Raw genomic sequence first — 17,252 nt, forward strand, 5'->3', positions numbered from 1 at the left:
AGCGCACGGATCCGATTTCCAACCCGATTGGCAATATGTGATCCGAGATCAATGTCACCGGCGCCATCAATGGCGGTGCCATTAAAAGCCATTCTATTTTCACCGGAAAAGATCGCGAGGAGTGGAATTCCCATGGACCTGCGGCATTCGCCCATCAGCCCGTGGCTGCGCCGGCCCCAGCACCGCCCGCGCGCGGACGTGCGGCTCGTCTGCCTGCCCCACGCCGGGGGGTCGGCGTCCTCGCTGCGGCCGTGGCAGTACCTGCTGCCCCCCGGCATCGAAGCGCTGACCGTGCAGTACCCCGGGCGCGAGGACCGGTTCGGGGATCCCATGGTCGACACGATGTCCGAGGTCGTCGACGCGGTCGTGGACGCGCTCGACCCCCTCCAGGACCGCCCCTACGCGCTCCTGGGCCACAGCATGGGAAGCGCCGTGGCCTACGAGGTGGCCGTGGAAGCGCGTCGGAGGGCGATCCCGGCCCCGGTCCGGCTGTTCGCGTCGGGGCGGCCCGCGCCCCTCCACGTCAGGCCCGGCGACGTCCACCTGCGCGACGACGAGCAGCTGGCGGCCGACCTGACCCGGCTGGGCGGCACCCCGCCGGAGGTCCTGGCCGACGAGGAGCTGCGGACCGCGGTTCTGCGCTACGTGCGCAACGACTACCGGCTGATCGAGACCTACCGGCCCACCCGGGCGGAACCGCTCGACATGCCCGTGCACGTCTTTGTCGGCGCACAGGATCCGGAGTGCTCCGAGGAGGCCGCGGCGACCTGGAAGACCACGACGACCGGTGAGGTCACGACCGAGGTGTTCCCGGGCGGCCACTTCTTCCTCGCCCAACAGCGCCGCCTGGTCGCGGCGGCTGTCGCCCGCGCCCTGGGCCACGCACCGACCGAGACGGCGCCCACCTGGCCCAGCACACCCTGACGCCACTACGACAAGGGAGATCACCATGGTCGCCGACTACTACACGGCCTCGGCCGAGTTCTACGAGATGGTCGCGGCACGCCATGTGCGCACCAGCGCCGGACCGCTGCGCGCGGCGCTGGCCGGGGTCGTCCCCGGTTCCGGCCCCGTCGTCGAGATCGGAGCTGGCACGGGCCGCATCACCGAAGTGATAGCGCAGGCCCTGCCGAGCGCTCCGATCATCGCCGCGGAACCGTCCGCGCCCATGCGGGCGATGCTCACCAGCCGGGTCTTCGGCGACGACGACCTGCGTCGACGCGTGACCATCAGCGCCGAACCCGCCCAACACCTGCGGCTGCCCGACCGGGTCGGCGCGGTGGTCGTCTTCGGAGTGATCGGTCACCTCACCAGGGACGAGCGGATGGCGCTGTGGCACGAGTTGAGGGCCCACGTCCCGCCCGGTGCGCCGATCGTCGTGGAACTCATGGGCACCGGTTCCGCCAGAGCCGTTCCCCCCTTCCGTATGCTGCGGGAGCGCATCGGCGAGCAGACCTACGAATGGTGGACGCGGGCTGACCCCGTCGAGGGCGCCGAGACCGAGGTCCTTCGGTGGGAGACCACATGGAAGGTCCTCCACGGTGACACGGTGGTGCGCAGCACCAGCGACACCTACGTGTGGGAGAACCTCAGCATCGCCGGGCTCGCGGAGGAAGCCGGTATGACCGGGCGCCTGGTCAGCGAGCCCGGTCTGCCCGGAGCCCCCGAGATCGGCGTTCTCACCTTCCCGGAGCCCGACCGGGGCCGCTGACCGGTCCCGTGGGCGGCGCGCCCCGTCCTGCGGGGCGGGGCGCACCGTACCCACCGGGGTGAGACCGTGTCCCGCTGGCGGCGCGGCCGCGTCCCGCCCCGGCTACCACCCCCGGGTTCGGGGCGGGTTGGCTCCGGGCCGCCCCCGGGCCGGTGTCAGTGCACGTACGGCCATCCGGCGGAGTCCCAGCCGAGCCAGTTGACGCCCAGCAGCGCCGTGCCGTCGTCGGCGTAGTAGTGGTAGGCGAGGATGTCGTGGTCGGTGTCGGCGAAGACGTCCTGGTGGCCGGGGCCGTGGACGCCGCCGTGGCCGGACAGGACCTCGGTGCCGCCGCCCGCGGTCATGGCCCTTCCGGCGCGGTCGACGTAGGGGCCGGTGATGTTGGCGGAGCGGCCGACCATGATGCGGTAGGTGCTGTCCGCCCCCCGGCAGCACAGGTCGAAGGAGACGAACAGGTAGTACCAGCCGCCGCGCTGGAAGAGGGTCGGTGCCTCGACGGCGTCGCCGCCGCGGCCCGCGATCGAGTGCAGGACGCGGTCAGCGCGCCTGCCGGTCGCCGGGTCGATGCGGACCATCTTGATCCCCGACCAGAACGAGCCGAAGGCCAGCCACCAGCGGCCCTGGCTGTCCACCTCCAGGTGGGGGTCGATGGCGTTGAAGTCGTCGGAGGGGAACGACTCGATGACCAGGCCCTCGTCGCGCCAGGTGCCGGAGTTCCCGCTGGTACTGGTGGCCAGGAAGATCGCGGACCGGTTGGAGCCGAAGGTCGAGGCGGAGTAGTAGAGGCGGTACCGCCCGTCGGCGTGGGACAGGTGCGGGGCCCACAGGTTGCGGGCGCCGCCCGTGTAGGGGCTGGTCCACGGGGCGCCGCCGGGGAAGGCCGGGCCCGCGTCGCGGAAGGCGGTCCGGTCGGCGGAGGTCTTGAGGGCCACGTTGTCGCCGGTGTGGGCGATCAGGTAACCGCCGTCGGGTCGCCTGACGAAGGACGGGTCGTGCACCCGGACGTCGCCGGTCACGTGGCCGGGGCCGGGGTAGTCGGCGGCAGCGGCGGGGCGGGGGGAGATCGCGTCGGCTGCGGTCGCGGCCAGCGCCCCCGCCGCCAGGGCGGCGCCCAGCATTCCGCGGCGTGAGAGGGGGGAGGAGGGGGTGTGCGGTTGTGGTGTCACGGGGAGCCTCCTGGGGCTCGGTTCTGGGGGGTGGGGGGTGGCGTCGCCGTGGCGGCGCCGTGTTCCGGTTCGCGGAGTACCCCGGCCCGGAGGGTGCCTCGGGGGCGGGGGCGATGGGTGTTCGACCACCACGCGAGAGCGTGTCGCCGACGCTTTGTTAGCGCTAACAAAGCGCGTCGCGTGAGTGGCGTGTGACGGACTCCGGAAGCGGGGGTTGTGCGGGCGCCGGTCGAGGGACGGGCCGCGCGTCGCGGTTGGTCCTCGGTCCGCCCGGGTGCGGGGGGCGGTCCGCCGGGCGTCCGTGTCGGCACGGGGGGTCGTGTGCCGTGGGGTGGGGGCGGGTGTCGTTCACGGTGGCGAGTACGCCTCATCACCGTGCGTGCATCGTAAGGTCGGGGTCGCGCAGCGTCAACCCTCCTCCGCGCGCCGCCCGCCCACGGCTTTCCCGCTGCCTCCGGGCTGTCCCCGACGGCGGGATTTCATGAGGAAAAGCCCCGAAAACACACGATAGGCGCGTTCCGGCGGGGTAGGTGCACAGGCGCCCCTGCCCCCCCGGCGCCGAGGAGAAGGCCTTCCGCGACGCCGCTCTCTCCGGTGCCCGCGACCTGGTGCAGTACCTCGGAGGCCACCCCGAACAGGGTGACGCCAGCCCCTTGACACACCGGTGCTGGTGCAAGATGGTTGCTTACCTTGATGGTTAATGTTTGGTTCCGTGGAAAAATGTGGGGAATGGTCCTCATGCGCACGGCGCACATGCGTGAACGGAGTAAGAACATGGGCGCACCCCGTCCTGAGGTGGAGATACGGGTACCGGTTCGCGACGCCGCGTTCTCCGACGCCCGCGATCCGGTGGTGGCTCGCGCGCGTCACTTCCGATGGTGCGGCCAGGCCTGTCACGGAGGGGCCACCGCGTCGAGAGAGGACCAGCCGACGTGACCGTGCTAGCACAGGACTCCTTGCGGCTGGACGCCAACGCCATCGACTACACCCTGCTCGCGGTGTACTTCCTGTTCGTACTGGGCATCGGCTTCATCGCCCGGCGTTCGGTCTCCAACAGCCTCGACTTCTTCCTGTCGGGGCGCTCCCTGCCCGCGTGGGTGACGGGTCTGGCCTTCATCGCGGCCAACCTCGGCGCCATCGAGATCATCGGCATGTCGGCCAACGGGGCCAACTACGGCATGCCGACCATGCACTACTTCTGGATCGGCGCCGTCCCGGCGATGCTGTTCCTGGGCCTGGTCATGATGCCGTTCTACTACGGCTCCAAGGTCCGCAGCGTCCCCGAGTTCATGCTCCGCCGCTTCGGCACCGCCGCCCACCTGCTCAACGGGATCAGCTTCGCGGTCGCCCAGATCCTGATCGCCGGAGTCAACCTCTTCCTGCTGGCGACCATCGTGGACGCGCTGCTGGGCTGGCCCCTGTGGCTGTCGCTCCTGGTCGCCGCCGCGATCGTCCTCAGCTACACCGCGCTGGGCGGGCTCTCCGCGGCGATCTACAACGAGGTGCTCCAGTTCTTCGTCATCGTCGCGGCGCTGCTGCCGCTGACCCTGGCGGGGCTGAACCGGGTCGGCGGCTGGTCGGGCCTGGTGGAGGAGGTCACCGCCTCACCGCAGGGCGCCGAACAGCTCTCCGCCTGGCCGGGCAACGCGCTGACCGGTTTCGGCGACAGCTTCCTGAGCATCCTCGGCATCGTCTTCGGCCTCGGCTTCGTCCTCGCGTTCGGCTACTGGACGACGAACTTCGTCGAGGTGCAGCGCGCCATGGCCTCCAAGAGCATGTCGGCCGCGATGCGCACCCCCATCATCGGCGCCTTCCCCAAGCTGTTCATCCCGTTCATCGTCATCATCCCCGGCATGATCGCGGGCGTGAGCGTCTCGGAGATGGTCCAGCTCAAGGCCGGTGAGAACCCCGGCGTCGACTACAACGACGCGATCCTGCTGCTGATGCGCGACGTGCTCCCCAACGGACTGCTGGGCGTGGCCCTGGCCGGTCTGCTCGCGTCGTTCATGGCCGGTATGGCCGCCAACCTGAGCTCCTTCAACACCGTGTTCACCTACGACATCTGGCAGTCCTACGTCGTCAAGAACCGGCCCGACTCCTACTACCTGAACATGGGCCGGTGGGTCACGGTCGGCGCCACGGTCGGCGCCGTGGGCACGGCGTTCATCGCCTCGGGCTACTCCAACCTGATGGACTACCTGCAACAGCTGTTCTCGTTCTTCAACGCGCCGCTGTTCGCCACGTTCATCCTCGGTATGTACTGGAAGCGGATGACGCCCCACGCCGGTTGGAGCGGCCTGGCGGCGGGAACCCTCGCGGCCGTGGGTGTGTTCCTGCTCGCCGAGACCGGCGTGCTGGCCCTGTCCTCGCAGGGCGCGAGCTTCGTCGGCGCGGGCGCGGCCTTCGTGGTCGACATCCTCGTCAGCGTCGTCGTCACCATGTTCACCCGGCCCAAGCCCGACTCCGAGCTGGTGGGCCTGGTGCACTCGCTGACCCCGCGCGAGTCGCGCAGGGCCTCCACCACCGGTGAGGACTCCGGCTGGTACCGCCGACCGTGGCTGCTGGCCGGGATCGCCCTGGCGATCGTCGTCGTCTTGAACATCATCTTCGCCTGAGCGACCCCGAGAGGTGCACCCGTGCTGAGACAAGCTGGCAAGGAGGTCATCCGATGAGTGCTGACAGCCCCGGAAAGAGGAAGGGCCGCACCGCCTCCCGGGTCTTCGACATCCGGACCGTCATCGCGCTGCTGTTCGCCATCTACGGCGTCGTGCTCACGGTCATGGGGTTCTTCACCACGCCGGAGCAGATCGAACAGGGCGGCACGAACCTGAACCTGTGGTCGGGCCTGGGCATGCTCGCCTTCGCCGTGTTCATGGGCGGCTGGGCGCTGGTCAAGCCGCTGAAGGCCCCTGAGGAGCCGGGCCCCGACACCGAGGCCTGACCCCGAGACCTGACCCCGGGTCCTGACCTCGGGCAGGCCGGGGCCCGCCCCGGCCGCGAGCGCCCGGAGGCCGTCGCGCACACGGCGGCCTGCGGGCGGTCACCGGTCGCCCGGCCTCCCCGGCGGGCGGTCACACGGGCCCCGGCCGCGCTGGCGGCCGGGGGCCTCAGGCGTTGGGGAGCCCCCGCAGCAGGTCCCGCACCAGGTCGGGGCGTTCGCGCAGCGCGAGGTGCCCCGCGCCCCGGAGGGTGTGGACGGCGGCGTCCAGGAAGAGCAGGGCCGGGCTGTACAGCAGGTCGGGGGAGAAGAAGGGGTCGTGCGACCCGGTGGCGATGCCGACCGGGGTCTGCCTCCAGTGGTGGAGGGCCTCCGCGCGCAGCGGCCTGGGCGGCAGCGCGTTGACCGCGCGGCAGGACCGGCCGACCAGGGTCGCCCACTCCAGCATGGTGGCGTCCCGGGGTTCGGCCGCACCGGGGCCGCACATGGCGCGCAGCAGCGCGGAGCTGGACCGGGTGTCGGGGTGGAACCTCCAGCGCACCAGGGCGGCGGCCAGGGCGGTGCCGCCGGTCGCCGGTGTCAGGCCGCCGGGGCTGACCAGGCAGAGTCCGGCCACCAGGGGGCCGGGGGTCGCCGAGAGCGCGATGGCCGCGCCGATGCCGTGGCCCAGGACCAGGACGGGCCGGTCGGTGACCTGCGGCAGCAGCTCGTCCAGCCAGCCGCCGTAGTACGCCGGACGCTCGACCAGGGGGCGGTCGCCGTCGCTGAGGCCGGGCCGCCCGGGCGGGTCGGCGATCAGGACGGGGCGGTCCTCGGACAGGACGCCGACGGCGTCCAGGAGCGTGGCCGTGCTCAGGACCGATCCGGGCAGGACGAGGACCGGGGTGCCGGGGCCTCCGGAGGCGCTGAAGACGCGGGTGACGCCCAGGGAGCAGGGGACGGTCGCGAGCGGGGTGAGCAGGGGCTGGGCGTTGAGCCTGTTCCAGCACCAGTCGTGGACGGCCTGTCTGGTGGTCCGGGAACGGTAGACGCGCTGTGCGGGGGAGGGGGCGGGGTGGTTCACGTTGCCTGGTTCCGTGGAGACGCCGGGGCCGGTGGACCCGACTGCCGACACACCTGACGTCTCATCGTACGCCCCCGGGGGGTGTTCGACCAGGGGAGTGCGCGGGGCCCGTGCGCTTTTGCCGAAGCGGTCGCCGGATCCGGTTCCGCGCCGGGGGCGCGCGGTCGTGACGCCTGTGCCGTGCGCCTGTCTCGTGTGTTCCGGGTTGCCTGTGCGGTTCAGGAGGCACACGCGTACCCGGTTCCCTGTGCTGCGCGTCTGTCGCACACGGTCGGGGGTGCCCGCACGGTTCATGTGACCCAGGCGTACCCGGTTCCCTGTGCTGCCCCTCCGCCCCGCGAGCCCCGGCGGATCAGATCCGCTTGGCCGCCGTGAACGCCGACGCCACGAGCACCACCGCCGCGAACCACAGCGCCCCGGGCGCGCCCACCGCGCCCGCGACCCCCGCGCCCACGGCGGGGATCCCGACCTGCCCGAGCCGGTTGCCCCAGATCCGCAGCGCCAGGGCGGCCCCCCGCGAGCCCTCCGGCGCGGCCGTGGCCACCGCCGACATCGTCAGCGGCTGTCCCAGGCCCAGCAGGAACCCTCCGACGGCCAGCACCGCCCCCAGCACGAACAGGTTGCTGACCGGTAGCGCCACCGCCGCCATCGACAGGCCCGCGGCTCCGGCGCTGACCGCGATCAGCGTCTCGCGCGACCACCGGAGCACCAGGCGGGACAGCACCAGGCGGGACAGCAGCGAGAACCCCGCGCGCAGGCTCAGCAGGATGCCGACCATCATCGGTGAGATGCCCCGGTTCTCGGCGACCAGCGGCAGGTAGGCGGTGAGGATGTCCACGGCCGAGAGCAGCGCGAGGCTGGCGAACAGTCCCGAGGGCAGGCCCGGCCTGCGCAGCAGTTCCCGCGCGGGGGGCCTCTCCGAACCCTTCTTGCCCGTGGGCGCGGGCATGCGCACCCGGGCGAAGGCCAGGATCGGCACCAGCCCCAGTCCGCCGGTCGCCGCGGCGACGAGCAGGGCGGACGAGGTCGCCGACAGCAGCGCGTCCCCCGACGCGTCGGCCAGCATCGCGCCCGACAGCAGGGGTCCCACGAGCTGGCCGAGGGAGGCCGCCGCGGTGAACCACCCGAAGTCGCGGTCCAGGTTCCCCGGTGCGGCCAGGCGCGCGATGAGCCCCTGACCCGCGACCATGCACAGCAGGTGGCCCATGCCCAGCACCGTGCTGGCCGCGGCGATCGCCAGCAGTCCCGTGCCGTACGCGAGCAGCAGGGAGCCCGCGCCGAGCACCGCCGCGCCCAGGCCGACGATCCACGCCGTGCGCCGGGACCGGTCGGTCGCCCGCCCCAGCGGGACCGCCACCAGCAGGGGCAGCAGCGCGTAGGCGGCGGTGACCAGGCCGACCGCCACGGCGTCACCGCCCAGGGCGATCGTCCGGTAGGAGATCAGGGGGCGGGCGAGGTTGAGCGCGGTGTGGGTGCACATGACGCTCAGTAACAGTGGCCAGAGCCACGACGCCCCCCTGACGCGGCCGCTTCCCAACGTTCTCCCCCCTCGTCCGTGTACTCCCCGTCCGACGCCACGGCGCCCCGGGGCTGGGCCCCCGGGGTCATCCGATGACGTGACCATCTGGTTCTACACGGTGTCCACCCGGCGCCCGTCGGCCGGGGTCGCGGACCGGCGCCGGTCCCGCACCCGCTTGACCGCGAAGACCGCGACCACCGCCACGAGGATGGTGTAGATGCCGACCGCGATGCCGCTGTCGAACAGGATCGACACGTCGCCCTGGCTCGCGGCCATCGCCCGGCGCAGCTCGCTCTCGGCCAGCGGCCCCAGGATGACGCCGATGAGGACCGGCGCCACGGGGATGTCGTACCTGCGCATCAGCAGCCCGAGGGCGCCGACCGTGAACAGCAGGACGACGTCGAACACCGAGCCCTTGACCGAGTACACGCCCACCGTGGCGAAGACCATCAGCCCCGCGAACAGGTGGCGCTGGGGCAGGCGCAGGAGCCGCGCCCACAGCGGGGCGAAGGGCAGGTTGATCACCAGCAGCAGGAAGGTGCCGATGAACATGCTGGCCAGCAGGGCCCAGACCAGGTCGCCCTCCTGTTCGAAGAGCAGGGGGCCCGGCTGCATCCCGTACTGCTGGAACGCCGCCAGCATCACGGCGGCCGTCGCGGACGTGGGCAGGCCGAGCCCGAGCAGGGGGACCATCGCGGTCGCCGTGGTCGCGTTGTTGGCCGCCTCCGGACCGGCCACGCCCTCGATCGCGCCCCGGCCGAACTCGCTGTTCCCGCGCCGTCTGGCCAGCGCCTTCTCGGTTCCGTAGGACAGGAAGGTGGGGATCTCGGCGCCGCCCGCGGGGATCACGCCGAAGGGCAGGCCCAGCGCCGTGCCCCGCAGCCAGGGCTTCCAGGAGCGGCGCAGGTCCGCGCGCCCCAGCCACGGCGTGCCCGCCGCGACCAGCTGTCCGGAGGAGGCGCGCTTGGGCCGGAACCCGGTGTGCAGGACCTCGCCCACGGCCAGCAGTCCGACCGTGATCACGACGATGCTGACCCCGTCCAGCAGCTGCGGGACGCCCAGGGTCAGGCGGATGGCCCCGCTCTGGTCGTCGATGCCGACCACGCTGATCGCCAGGCCGATGCCCAGCGCGGAGATGCCCCGCAGGGGGGAGGAGGTCACGACGGCGGCGGTGCACACGAAGGCCAGGACCGCGAGCGCGAAGTACTCGGCCGGTCCGAACCCGAGCGCCAGGACCACCATGCGCTGGGCGAAGAAGGCCACCACGGTCGTGGCCACGATGCCGCCGATGAAGGAGCCGATCACCGCCGCGGCCAGGGCCTGGGAGGCCCTGCCGCCCCGCGCCATGGCGTGGCCCTCGAAGGCGGTGGCGATCGAGGAGCTCTGCCCGGGGGTGTTGAGCAGGATGGACGTGGTCGCGCCGCCGAACTGTCCGCCGTAGTAGATGCCCGCGAACATGATGAACGCCGCGGTCGGCTCCAGCAGGAAGGTCAGGGGGAGCAGGAGGGCGACCGCCATGGACGAGCCCAGACCAGGCAGGACGCCCACGGCCGTGCCCAGGACCACGCCGAGGAGGCACCACAGCAGGTTGACGGGGGTCAGCGCCTCGGCGAACCCCGACATCAGGAGGGAGAAGGTGTCCACGGTGTCACAGGACCTTTCCGAGCAGGCCGCTGGGCAGCGACACGTCCAGCAGGCCGGAGAAGCAGATCTGCACGATCGCGGCCAGGGCCACGGCCACGCACAGGTCCAGCAGCGGTGAGCGCCGGTCCAGGGCGAAGCTGACGCCCCAGAACAGCAGGGTGCCCGAGAGCAGCCAGCCGAGCGGTTGGAGCAGGAGGACGTGGGCGGTCAGGGTCGCGGCCATGATGCCCAGGGTGCGCCAGTCGCCGTGCGCGCTCTTCGCATCGTCGGTGGCGTCGGCGTCGGTGGCCGCGCCGTCGGTGACAGGGTCGGCGTCGGTGGCCGCTTCGGCCGAGGTCGGAGCGGTCGCGGTCTCGGCGGCCCTGGCGGACGGGGACCGCCGCACGGTCAGGAACGCGCGCGCCCCCGCCACGCACGCCGTGACGCCCAGGAGGGCGCCCACGGTCAGCGGGAAGAACTGCGGGCCCAGGAAGCCGCTGCTCTCCGGTGCTCGGATCACCACGCCTCCCACGAGCAGGAAGAGGGCCGTCACCAGGGTCACCGCGGGTACGGCCAGGGCCGTGCCGAGGGTGGCGGGTGGGGAACCGGCCGCGGGCCCGGGCTCCGGGGCGCCGGTGCCGCTTCCACCCTCGGCGCCGGTTCCGGCCCGGTCGCCGGTCGCGCTCTCGACGGCGCTCCCAGAACCGGTACCGTCGCGGTCCCCGGTTTCGGCCCGGGCGCTGGGCTGCGCCTCGCTCCCGCTCCCGGCGGCGGGCCCGGTCTCCGCGTCGGTGTCCGGGGACTGCACCCCGGCGGGTCTTTCTCGGGTCATGCCAGTCCCAATCCCTCGATGATCTGCTCCAGACGCGCGGTCTCCTCGGTGAGGAACGCGTCGAAGTCCTCCCCGGCGACGAACGCCTCCCGCCACCCGAAGCGCTCCACGGCGTCCCGCCACTCCGGCGTCTCGACCAGCGCGTGGACCAGGTCCAGCAGGACCTCGCGCTCGTCCTCGTCCAGCCCGCCCGGCGCCGCCAGGCCGCGCCAGTTGGCCAGGTCCAGGTCCATGCCCGCCTCGCGCAGCGTGGGGACGTCCACGCCGGGCAGGGGTTCGGCGGCGGAGACGGCCAGCGCCCGCACCTCCCCGGCCTCGATCTGTGACTGGAAGCCGTTGTAGCTGGACACCGCGATGTCGGAGGTGTGCGAGAGCAGGGAGGTCAGCACCTCGCCGTCGCCCGAGTAGACGATGTAGTTGAGCTCGGAGGGCGAGATCCCGAGTCCGTCGAGCATCAGCGCCGCCAGCAGGTGGTCCGAGGTGCCGATGGCGCCCCCGCCCACCACGAGGTCGCGGGGCGCCTCGGTCCAGGCCGCGGCCAGGTCCTCCAGGGTCCGCAGCGGGGAGTCCTGGCGGACCGCGACCACGATGTAGTCCTCGGCCAGCCGGGCCAGCGGCGTGATGTCGGCGAGGGTGGTCCGCGAACCGGTGATCTCGATGCCGCCCAGGATCGAACTGCCCATCACCATGAGCACGTCCCCGCGCCCGCGCTGCTGCGCCGTGTGGTTGAGGCCCACGGTTCCGCCACCGCCGGGCAGGTTGAGCACCTCGACCCCGCGGGACAGGCCGTTCTGCTGGAGCGCGTACTGCGTCTGCCGGGCGACGGTGTCGAAGCCGCCGCCCGCCGCGGCGGGGACCACGACCTCCAGGCGCCCACCGCCCGTACCCGCTTCACGGGAGTTCTCGCCAGCGCGGACCTCCACCAGGGCACCGGCGAGGGCGACTGCTCCGATCGCACCCGCGATCGCCTCGCGCCGGCTCGGAGCCGTTATCTGCATTGCTTCCCCCACGGATCGCGTGACCGGTGCCGGGCCCGGTCCCTGTGTGACGCGTGCCTCGTGAGGCGGGGCACACACCTGGAGATATTGCACCAAGATGAACGCGAGTGCAATATGCGGAACCCGAGATCAGCGCTCGACGCCCCTCGGAAACCTCCCGGTTCGCCCGCGTCGACCCAGGGCTCGCCGGGGGGGTCGCGGGTGCGGTGCACGGCGCCCTGACCCCGGTGGTCTTGTACTTATGGCGAGGTTGGGTGCTCGAACCTCGCTGCAGGTACAGGATCACGGCAAGGGGGCGGGATCGGTCGCGACCTGGAGGGGTGCCTCGGAGGATCGGGCGGTCGCTCCCGGGGGCTGGCTCCGCCGAGTGTTTCCACTTTGTACTAGTCTCGTTGCTAGAACAATCATGGGTGCGTCGGATACACCGGCGCGTCCAAGGACCACCGTGGGGAGACGATGGACGACTCCGTGGCCAGAACCGCCGCGACAGCGGTACTCAGCGCGGCCGGAAGCGAGTTCCGCTACGTCGCGCTCGACCGGCTGCTCACCCCCGACGAGCTGGACCGCACGCCCTACACGGTCCGCGTCCTGGTGGAGAACGTGGCCCGCCGGGCGCCCGAGGCCCTGCCCGCGGTGCTCGCCCGCGTACGCTCGGGCCGCGGGGACTGCGAGGTCCCCTTCCACCCCAACCGGATGATGCTGCACGACACCACGTGCCTGCCCACGCTCACCGACCTGGCCGCCCTGCGCGACACGGTCACCGAACTGGGCGGCGACGCCGCGGACGTCAACCCGGTGATCGCCACCGACCTGGTCGTGGACCACTCCGTGATCGCCGAGGCGCACGGTTCGGCCGCCGCCTTCGCCCGCAACCTCGACATCGACTTCCGGCGCAACGCCGAACGGTACGAGTTCGTCAAGTGGGCCGAGCGCAGCGTGCGCGGCTTCCGCGTGGTCCCCCCGGGCCGGGGCATCATCCACCAGGTCAACATGGAGACCCTCGCCCGCGTGGTCTGGCGCGAGGACGGCGGCGGGGGCCCCGACCTGCTGCACCCCGACGTCCTCGTGGCCACCGACAGCCACACGCCGATGATCAACGCGATCGGCGTCCTGGGCTGGGGCGTGGGCGGACTCCAGGCACAGGCCGCCATGCTCGGCGAACCCGTGATGCTCAACTTCCCCGAGGTCGTCGGCGTCCGGCTCACCGGGAGCCTGCGGAGCGGCGTCACCGCCACCGACCTGGCGCTGACGCTGACCGAGCTGCTGCGCGCGACGGGCGTCGTGGACGCGTTCGTGGAGTTCTGCGGGCCGGGGGTCGACGGCCTGTCCTGGTCGGCGCGCGCGGCCGTGGCGAACATGGCGCCCGAGTACGGCGCCACGTGCGCCTACTTCCCCTACGACCGCGAGGTCCGCGACTACCTGCGCCTGACCGGGCGGGAGGACGGCCACGTGGAGACGGTCGACGCCTACATGCGCGCCCAGGGGCTGGCACGCGACGCGGACTCCCCGGAGCCGCGCTTCGACCGGCTCGTGGAGTTCGACCTGGACACGGTGGAGCCCTGCCTGGCGGGTCCGCACCGCCCCGACCAGCGCGTTCCGCTGTCCCGGGTGCCCGCCTCCTTCCTGGAGACGGCCTCCGCTCCGGTGGAGGACGCCGCGGCCCCGGACACGGGCGCGTCCCCGGCGCCCGCCTCGGACACGGAAGGTGTGAACGCCGTGGCGGCGAAGGGGGAGGACCTCTTCGGCGAACCCCTCCCGCGCGGACCGGTGGGCATCGCCTCCATCACCAGCTGCACCAACACCGCCAACCCCGCGCTGATGATCCAGGCGGGCCTGCTCGCGGCACGGGCCATGGAACGCGGCCTGCGCGTCAAGCCCTGGGTCAAGACCACCCTGTCCCCGGGCTCGCGGGTGGTCGTCGGCTACCTGGAGAAGGCCGGGCTGATGGAACCCCTGGAGGCGGCCGGTTTCCACACCGTCGGCTTCGGCTGCATGACCTGCATCGGCAACTCCGGACCCCTCGTCCCCGAACTGGAGGAGCTGGCCGGGGAGGGGCTGGAGGCCGCGGCCGTCCTGTCCGGCAACCGCAACTTCCCCGGCCGGGTCAACCCGCGCGTCTCGCACGCCTACCTGGCCTCGCCGCCCCTCGTGGTGGCCTACGCCCTGGCCGGAACGGTCCTGCACGACTTCGCCGCCGAGCCCCTGGGCCGCGACCGCGACGGGAACCCGGTCCACCTGGCGGACCTGTGGCCCGACGACGAGGAGGTCGCTCGCGTGGCGGAGAGGGCGGTCGACCCCCAGGCCTTCCGGGAGAACGCCGCCGAGGTCTGGGAGGGCACCGAGCAGTGGCGGGCGCTGGACGCCGCCGGGAGCACGCACTTCCCCTGGAACGGGCGCTCCACCTACATCCGCCGACCGCCCTACCTCACCGGCGTGCGCCCCGAACCCGGCGGCGAGGTCCGGGTCGAGGACGCCCGGGTCCTGCTGTGGCTGGGCGACCACGTCACCACCGACCACATCTCACCGGCCGGGGCCATCCCCCGGAGCAGTCTGGCGGGCGCCTACCTACGGGAACTGGGCACCGAGCCCCGCGACCTCAACCAGTACTCCACCCGGCGCAGCAACGCCGAGGTGATGCTGCGCGGCGCCTTCACCAACCTGGCCGTGGCCAACCTGCTCCTGCCGGAGGACGAACGCGGCAGGGGAGGGCACGCCCGCGTCCTCGACGGCTCGCGCGTGGAACCGGTCTTCCACGCCGCCGCGACCTACCGCGAGGCCGGGGTGGACCTGGTGGTCCTGGCGGGCCGGTCCTACGGGACGGGGTCGAGCCGCGACGTCGCGGCCAAGGTCCAGGCCCTGCTGGGCGTGCGGGCGGTGATCGCGGAGAGCTTCGAGCGCATCCACCGCAGCAACCTCATCGGCATGGGGGTCCTGCCGCTGCTGTTCCCCGAGGGGAGCACCGCGGCCGACCTGGAACTCGACGGCAGCGAGCGGCTGACCGTCCTCGGGCTCGGCGGGATCGGGGTCGGGGTGACGCCGCTCGTCCTCAGGGCCACCAAGGCCGACGGGAGCACGCGGGAGTACACGGTGCTGCTGCGCCTGGACTCGGGGCACGAGGTCGCCTACCTGCGGCACGGCGGCACGATGCCCTACGTGGCGCGCCGCTTCGCGGACCGCCGCCCCGCCTGAGACCGTCCTGCCCGAGGCTGCCCCCAACCGGGGTGAACGCCCGCGCGCTCGGCTCACTGAACCGGGAGCGCGGGCGTTCACCGGCCGTGGCCGTTCGCGCGGCAGCCGTCCGTCACAGCAGGGCGGGCGGCTCCGCGCCGATCCCGGTCTTGATCCACCGGACCCGGTCCAGGTGCGCGTGCAGGGCCCGGGACGCCTCCTCGACCCGCCCCTCCCGGAGCAGGTCCATCAGGAGCAGGTGCTCGCGGGCCTGGTGCACCATCCGCGTGCGGTCCACCTGGTGGCGGTACTCGATGAGCCTGCGTACCCGGTTCTGCCGACGCACCGCGTCGAGCAGGACCGGGTTGTTCGCGCACCCCACGAGCATCTCGTGGAACTCCGCCCCCGTCTGGAACAGGGTGCCGCGCGCGGACGACAGCGCCCTGCCCCGCACCAGGCCCTCCTGGCGCTCCCGGTGGAGGGCGAAGGCCTCCGCGTCCACCGCGAACCCCGGCTCCAACAGCGCGGCGGGCTCCACGATCATCCGGAACCGGTAGCTGTGGTCGTGCCCCTCCGCGGTGGACAGCACCTCCTGGAACTCCCACCCCCGGCCCGCCCGCCGACGCACCAGGTCCTCGGCCTCCATCCGGACCAGCACCTGCTGCACGTGCCGGGCCGCCACACCGTGGCGGCGCGCGATCTCCGCGGCCGTGAACTCCCGGTCCAGCCGGTCGTTGAGGAAGTCGTCCACCACGCGGAAGTACAGCTCCTCCTGCCCGTCCCGCTCCGGCACGGCGTCCACGGAGGCCAGTTCGCTGCCGGGGCGGGTGAGGAAGTACCCCCGGTTCGGGATGTGCTCGACGATCCCCATCTCGTCCAACAGCGCCAGCGCGCGCCGGACCGGGGACCGTGACACCTGGAGCCGGTCGGCGATCCACTGCTCGGTCAGGTGCGCGCCCTCGTCCAGACCGCCCGTCCGCGCCAGCTCGCTGATCCGCGTCGCGAGCGAGAGCGCGAGCGCGGAGGCCCGGCCGTCCGTGCTCTTCCTGACGCCCGTCTCGACTGCTCCGGTCATGCGCATCCCCGTCGTGTGGCTGAGTCCCCTCCCTATGATGCCGGTGCTCTCGGGTCGGGGGTGCGGGCGCCCACGGGTCCGGTGCCGGGCCTCGTGAGCGGGTATCCGTGAGCGGGGGTTCAGGGGCGGGGTGTCAGGAGCCGTCCAGTTCCCGGGCCAGGGCCTTCTCCAGCCAGGTCCGGGCGGTGGTGAGGTAGTCGCGGGCGACGGAGGTCCCGGCGCCCCAGGAGTCGAACCCGTGGGGAGCGCCGGGCTCCAGGTGGAAGGTCGTGTCCACTCCGGCGTCGCGCAGCCTGTGCGCGTACTCGCGGGACTCGTTGTGGAACAGGTCGATGTCGCCGACGCCGATCCAGGCGGGCGGCAGGCCGCCGAGGTCATCGCGGCGTGCGGGCACGGCGTAGCGCGGGACCGTGGCCGCGCCGGGCTCGGTGCCCAGGTAGGAACGCCAGCCGAAGCGGTTGACCTCGTTGTTCCAGATGCGGTGGCGGACCCGGTCCAGGTCGCGCCGGGCGGCGGTGCGGTCGTCGAGCATGGGGCACAGCAGCCACTGCCCGATCGGCTGGGTTCCGCCCTCGTCGTGCAGGCGTTGAACGAGTGCGGCGGTGAGGCCGCCGCCCGCGCTCTGGCCGCCGATGGCCACGCGTGCGGGGTCCACGCCCAGGGAGGCCGCGTTGTCCTGGAGCCAGGTCCAGGCGGCGTGGCAGTCGTCCAGGGCGGCGGGATGGGGGTCCTCGGGGGCCATGCGGTACTCGGCGGAGACGACGGTGACGCCCAGTTCCCGGGCGGTGGTGTTGCACAGCGGGTCGTCCTGCACGGCGCGGCCCATGACGAGGCCGCCGCCGTGGATCCACACGAGCGCGCCGTCCGAGCGCTTGTCGTCGGGGCGGTAGACCCGTACGCCGGGCGCGGCCTCCTCGGGGAGTTCCATGGTGACGCCGGGCAGGTGCTGGGCGTCCAGGTCCTCCATGAGTTTGCGCGTGAGGTGCAGGGCCCAGGGGCGGTGTACGGGGATCTCCGGTGAACGGAGCAGGGGGCCGCGCAGCTCCGGTGCCACCCTCGACAGCTTCATGACCGAGGTCCTGGGGCGGTGGTCGTCGGCACGGGGCCTCCCTCGGGTCGCGGGCGGGCGAGCAGGGCGTCGCGCGGGCCCGTCGCCGGG

13 protein-coding genes are annotated in these 17,252 nt (G+C 72.7%); 5 read left to right on the forward strand and 8 right to left on the reverse strand.

The features are described 5' to 3' along the window. Nucleotides 1–132: 132 nt before the first annotated feature. Both FYW99_RS21110 and FYW99_RS21115 read left to right on the forward strand, forming a co-directional pair. A complete protein-coding gene (locus FYW99_RS21110) occupies nt 133–924 on the forward strand; it encodes a thioesterase II family protein (protein WP_223839329.1) in 792 nt (263 codons plus the stop codon). A gap of 25 nt (nt 925–949) precedes the next feature. After that, complete coding sequence (locus FYW99_RS21115; protein WP_150253759.1) at nt 950–1,711, forward strand: class I SAM-dependent methyltransferase; 762 nt, start codon at nt 950–952, stop codon at nt 1,709–1,711. Between the two features lie 155 nt (nt 1,712–1,866). Here FYW99_RS21115 and FYW99_RS21120 read toward each other — a convergent pair whose 3' ends face one another. Next, nucleotides 1,867–2,877, reverse strand: a complete 1,011-nt coding sequence (locus tag FYW99_RS21120; RefSeq protein ID WP_223839331.1) for an arabinan endo-1,5-alpha-L-arabinosidase — start codon at nt 2,875–2,877, stop codon at nt 1,867–1,869. 932 nt (nt 2,878–3,809) lie between these two features. Between FYW99_RS21120 and FYW99_RS21125 the strand changes: the two genes are divergently transcribed. Continuing rightward, complete coding sequence (locus FYW99_RS21125) at nt 3,810–5,492, forward strand: sodium:solute symporter family protein (protein ID WP_150253760.1); 1,683 nt, start codon at nt 3,810–3,812, stop codon at nt 5,490–5,492. Between the two features lie 53 nt (nt 5,493–5,545). Continuing rightward, nucleotides 5,546–5,818 (forward strand): hypothetical protein, encoded by a 273-nt coding sequence (locus tag FYW99_RS21130; protein WP_150253761.1) that lies wholly within the window; start codon nt 5,546–5,548, stop codon nt 5,816–5,818. Between the two features lie 166 nt (nt 5,819–5,984). On the opposite strand, the gene FYW99_RS21135 is transcribed toward FYW99_RS21130, so the two are convergent. From FYW99_RS21135 to FYW99_RS21155, 5 genes are all read right to left on the reverse strand, one after another. After that, a complete protein-coding gene (locus FYW99_RS21135; RefSeq protein WP_150253762.1) occupies nt 5,985–6,878 on the reverse strand; it encodes an alpha/beta fold hydrolase in 894 nt (297 codons plus the stop codon). Nucleotides 6,879–7,230: 352 nt separating this feature from the next. Further along, entirely contained in the window at nt 7,231–8,358 is a 1,128-nt protein-coding gene (locus tag FYW99_RS21140) for an MFS transporter (RefSeq protein WP_150253763.1), read from the reverse strand. A gap of 150 nt (nt 8,359–8,508) precedes the next feature. Next, nucleotides 8,509–10,041, reverse strand: a complete 1,533-nt coding sequence (locus tag FYW99_RS21145) for a tripartite tricarboxylate transporter permease (protein ID WP_190394748.1) — start codon at nt 10,039–10,041, stop codon at nt 8,509–8,511. 4 nt (nt 10,042–10,045) lie between these two features. Next, nucleotides 10,046–10,852: a tripartite tricarboxylate transporter TctB family protein gene (locus FYW99_RS21150; protein WP_223839333.1), complete on the reverse strand. Its 807-nt coding sequence runs from the start codon at nt 10,850–10,852 to the stop codon at nt 10,046–10,048. Further along, complete coding sequence (locus FYW99_RS21155) at nt 10,849–11,850, reverse strand: Bug family tripartite tricarboxylate transporter substrate binding protein (protein WP_150253764.1); 1,002 nt, start codon at nt 11,848–11,850, stop codon at nt 10,849–10,851. Before FYW99_RS21155 ends, FYW99_RS21150 begins: the two co-directional genes overlap by 4 nt. Nucleotides 11,851–12,306: 456 nt before the next feature. On the opposite strand from FYW99_RS21155, the gene acnA reads away from it, so the two are divergent. Continuing rightward, nucleotides 12,307–15,039 carry an aconitate hydratase AcnA gene (gene acnA, locus FYW99_RS21160; protein WP_150253765.1) on the forward strand — a complete coding sequence of 911 codons (2,733 nt, stop codon included), beginning with the start codon at nt 12,307–12,309 and terminating at the stop codon, nt 15,037–15,039. 112 nt (nt 15,040–15,151) lie between these two features. On the opposite strand, the gene FYW99_RS21165 is transcribed toward acnA, so the two are convergent. Together FYW99_RS21165 and FYW99_RS21170 are read right to left on the reverse strand one after the other, a co-directional pair. Next, a complete protein-coding gene (locus tag FYW99_RS21165; protein WP_150253766.1) occupies nt 15,152–16,093 on the reverse strand; it encodes a GntR family transcriptional regulator in 942 nt (313 codons plus the stop codon). Between the two features lie 133 nt (nt 16,094–16,226). Next, nucleotides 16,227–17,162, reverse strand: coding sequence for an alpha/beta hydrolase (locus FYW99_RS21170; protein WP_150253767.1), 936 nt, complete (start codon nt 17,160–17,162; stop codon nt 16,227–16,229). Nucleotides 17,163–17,252 lie beyond the last annotated feature (90 nt).

The organism is Nocardiopsis deserti (genome assembly GCF_008638355.1).
Lineage (GTDB): Bacteria > Actinomycetota > Actinomycetes > Streptosporangiales > Streptosporangiaceae > Nocardiopsis > Nocardiopsis alborubida.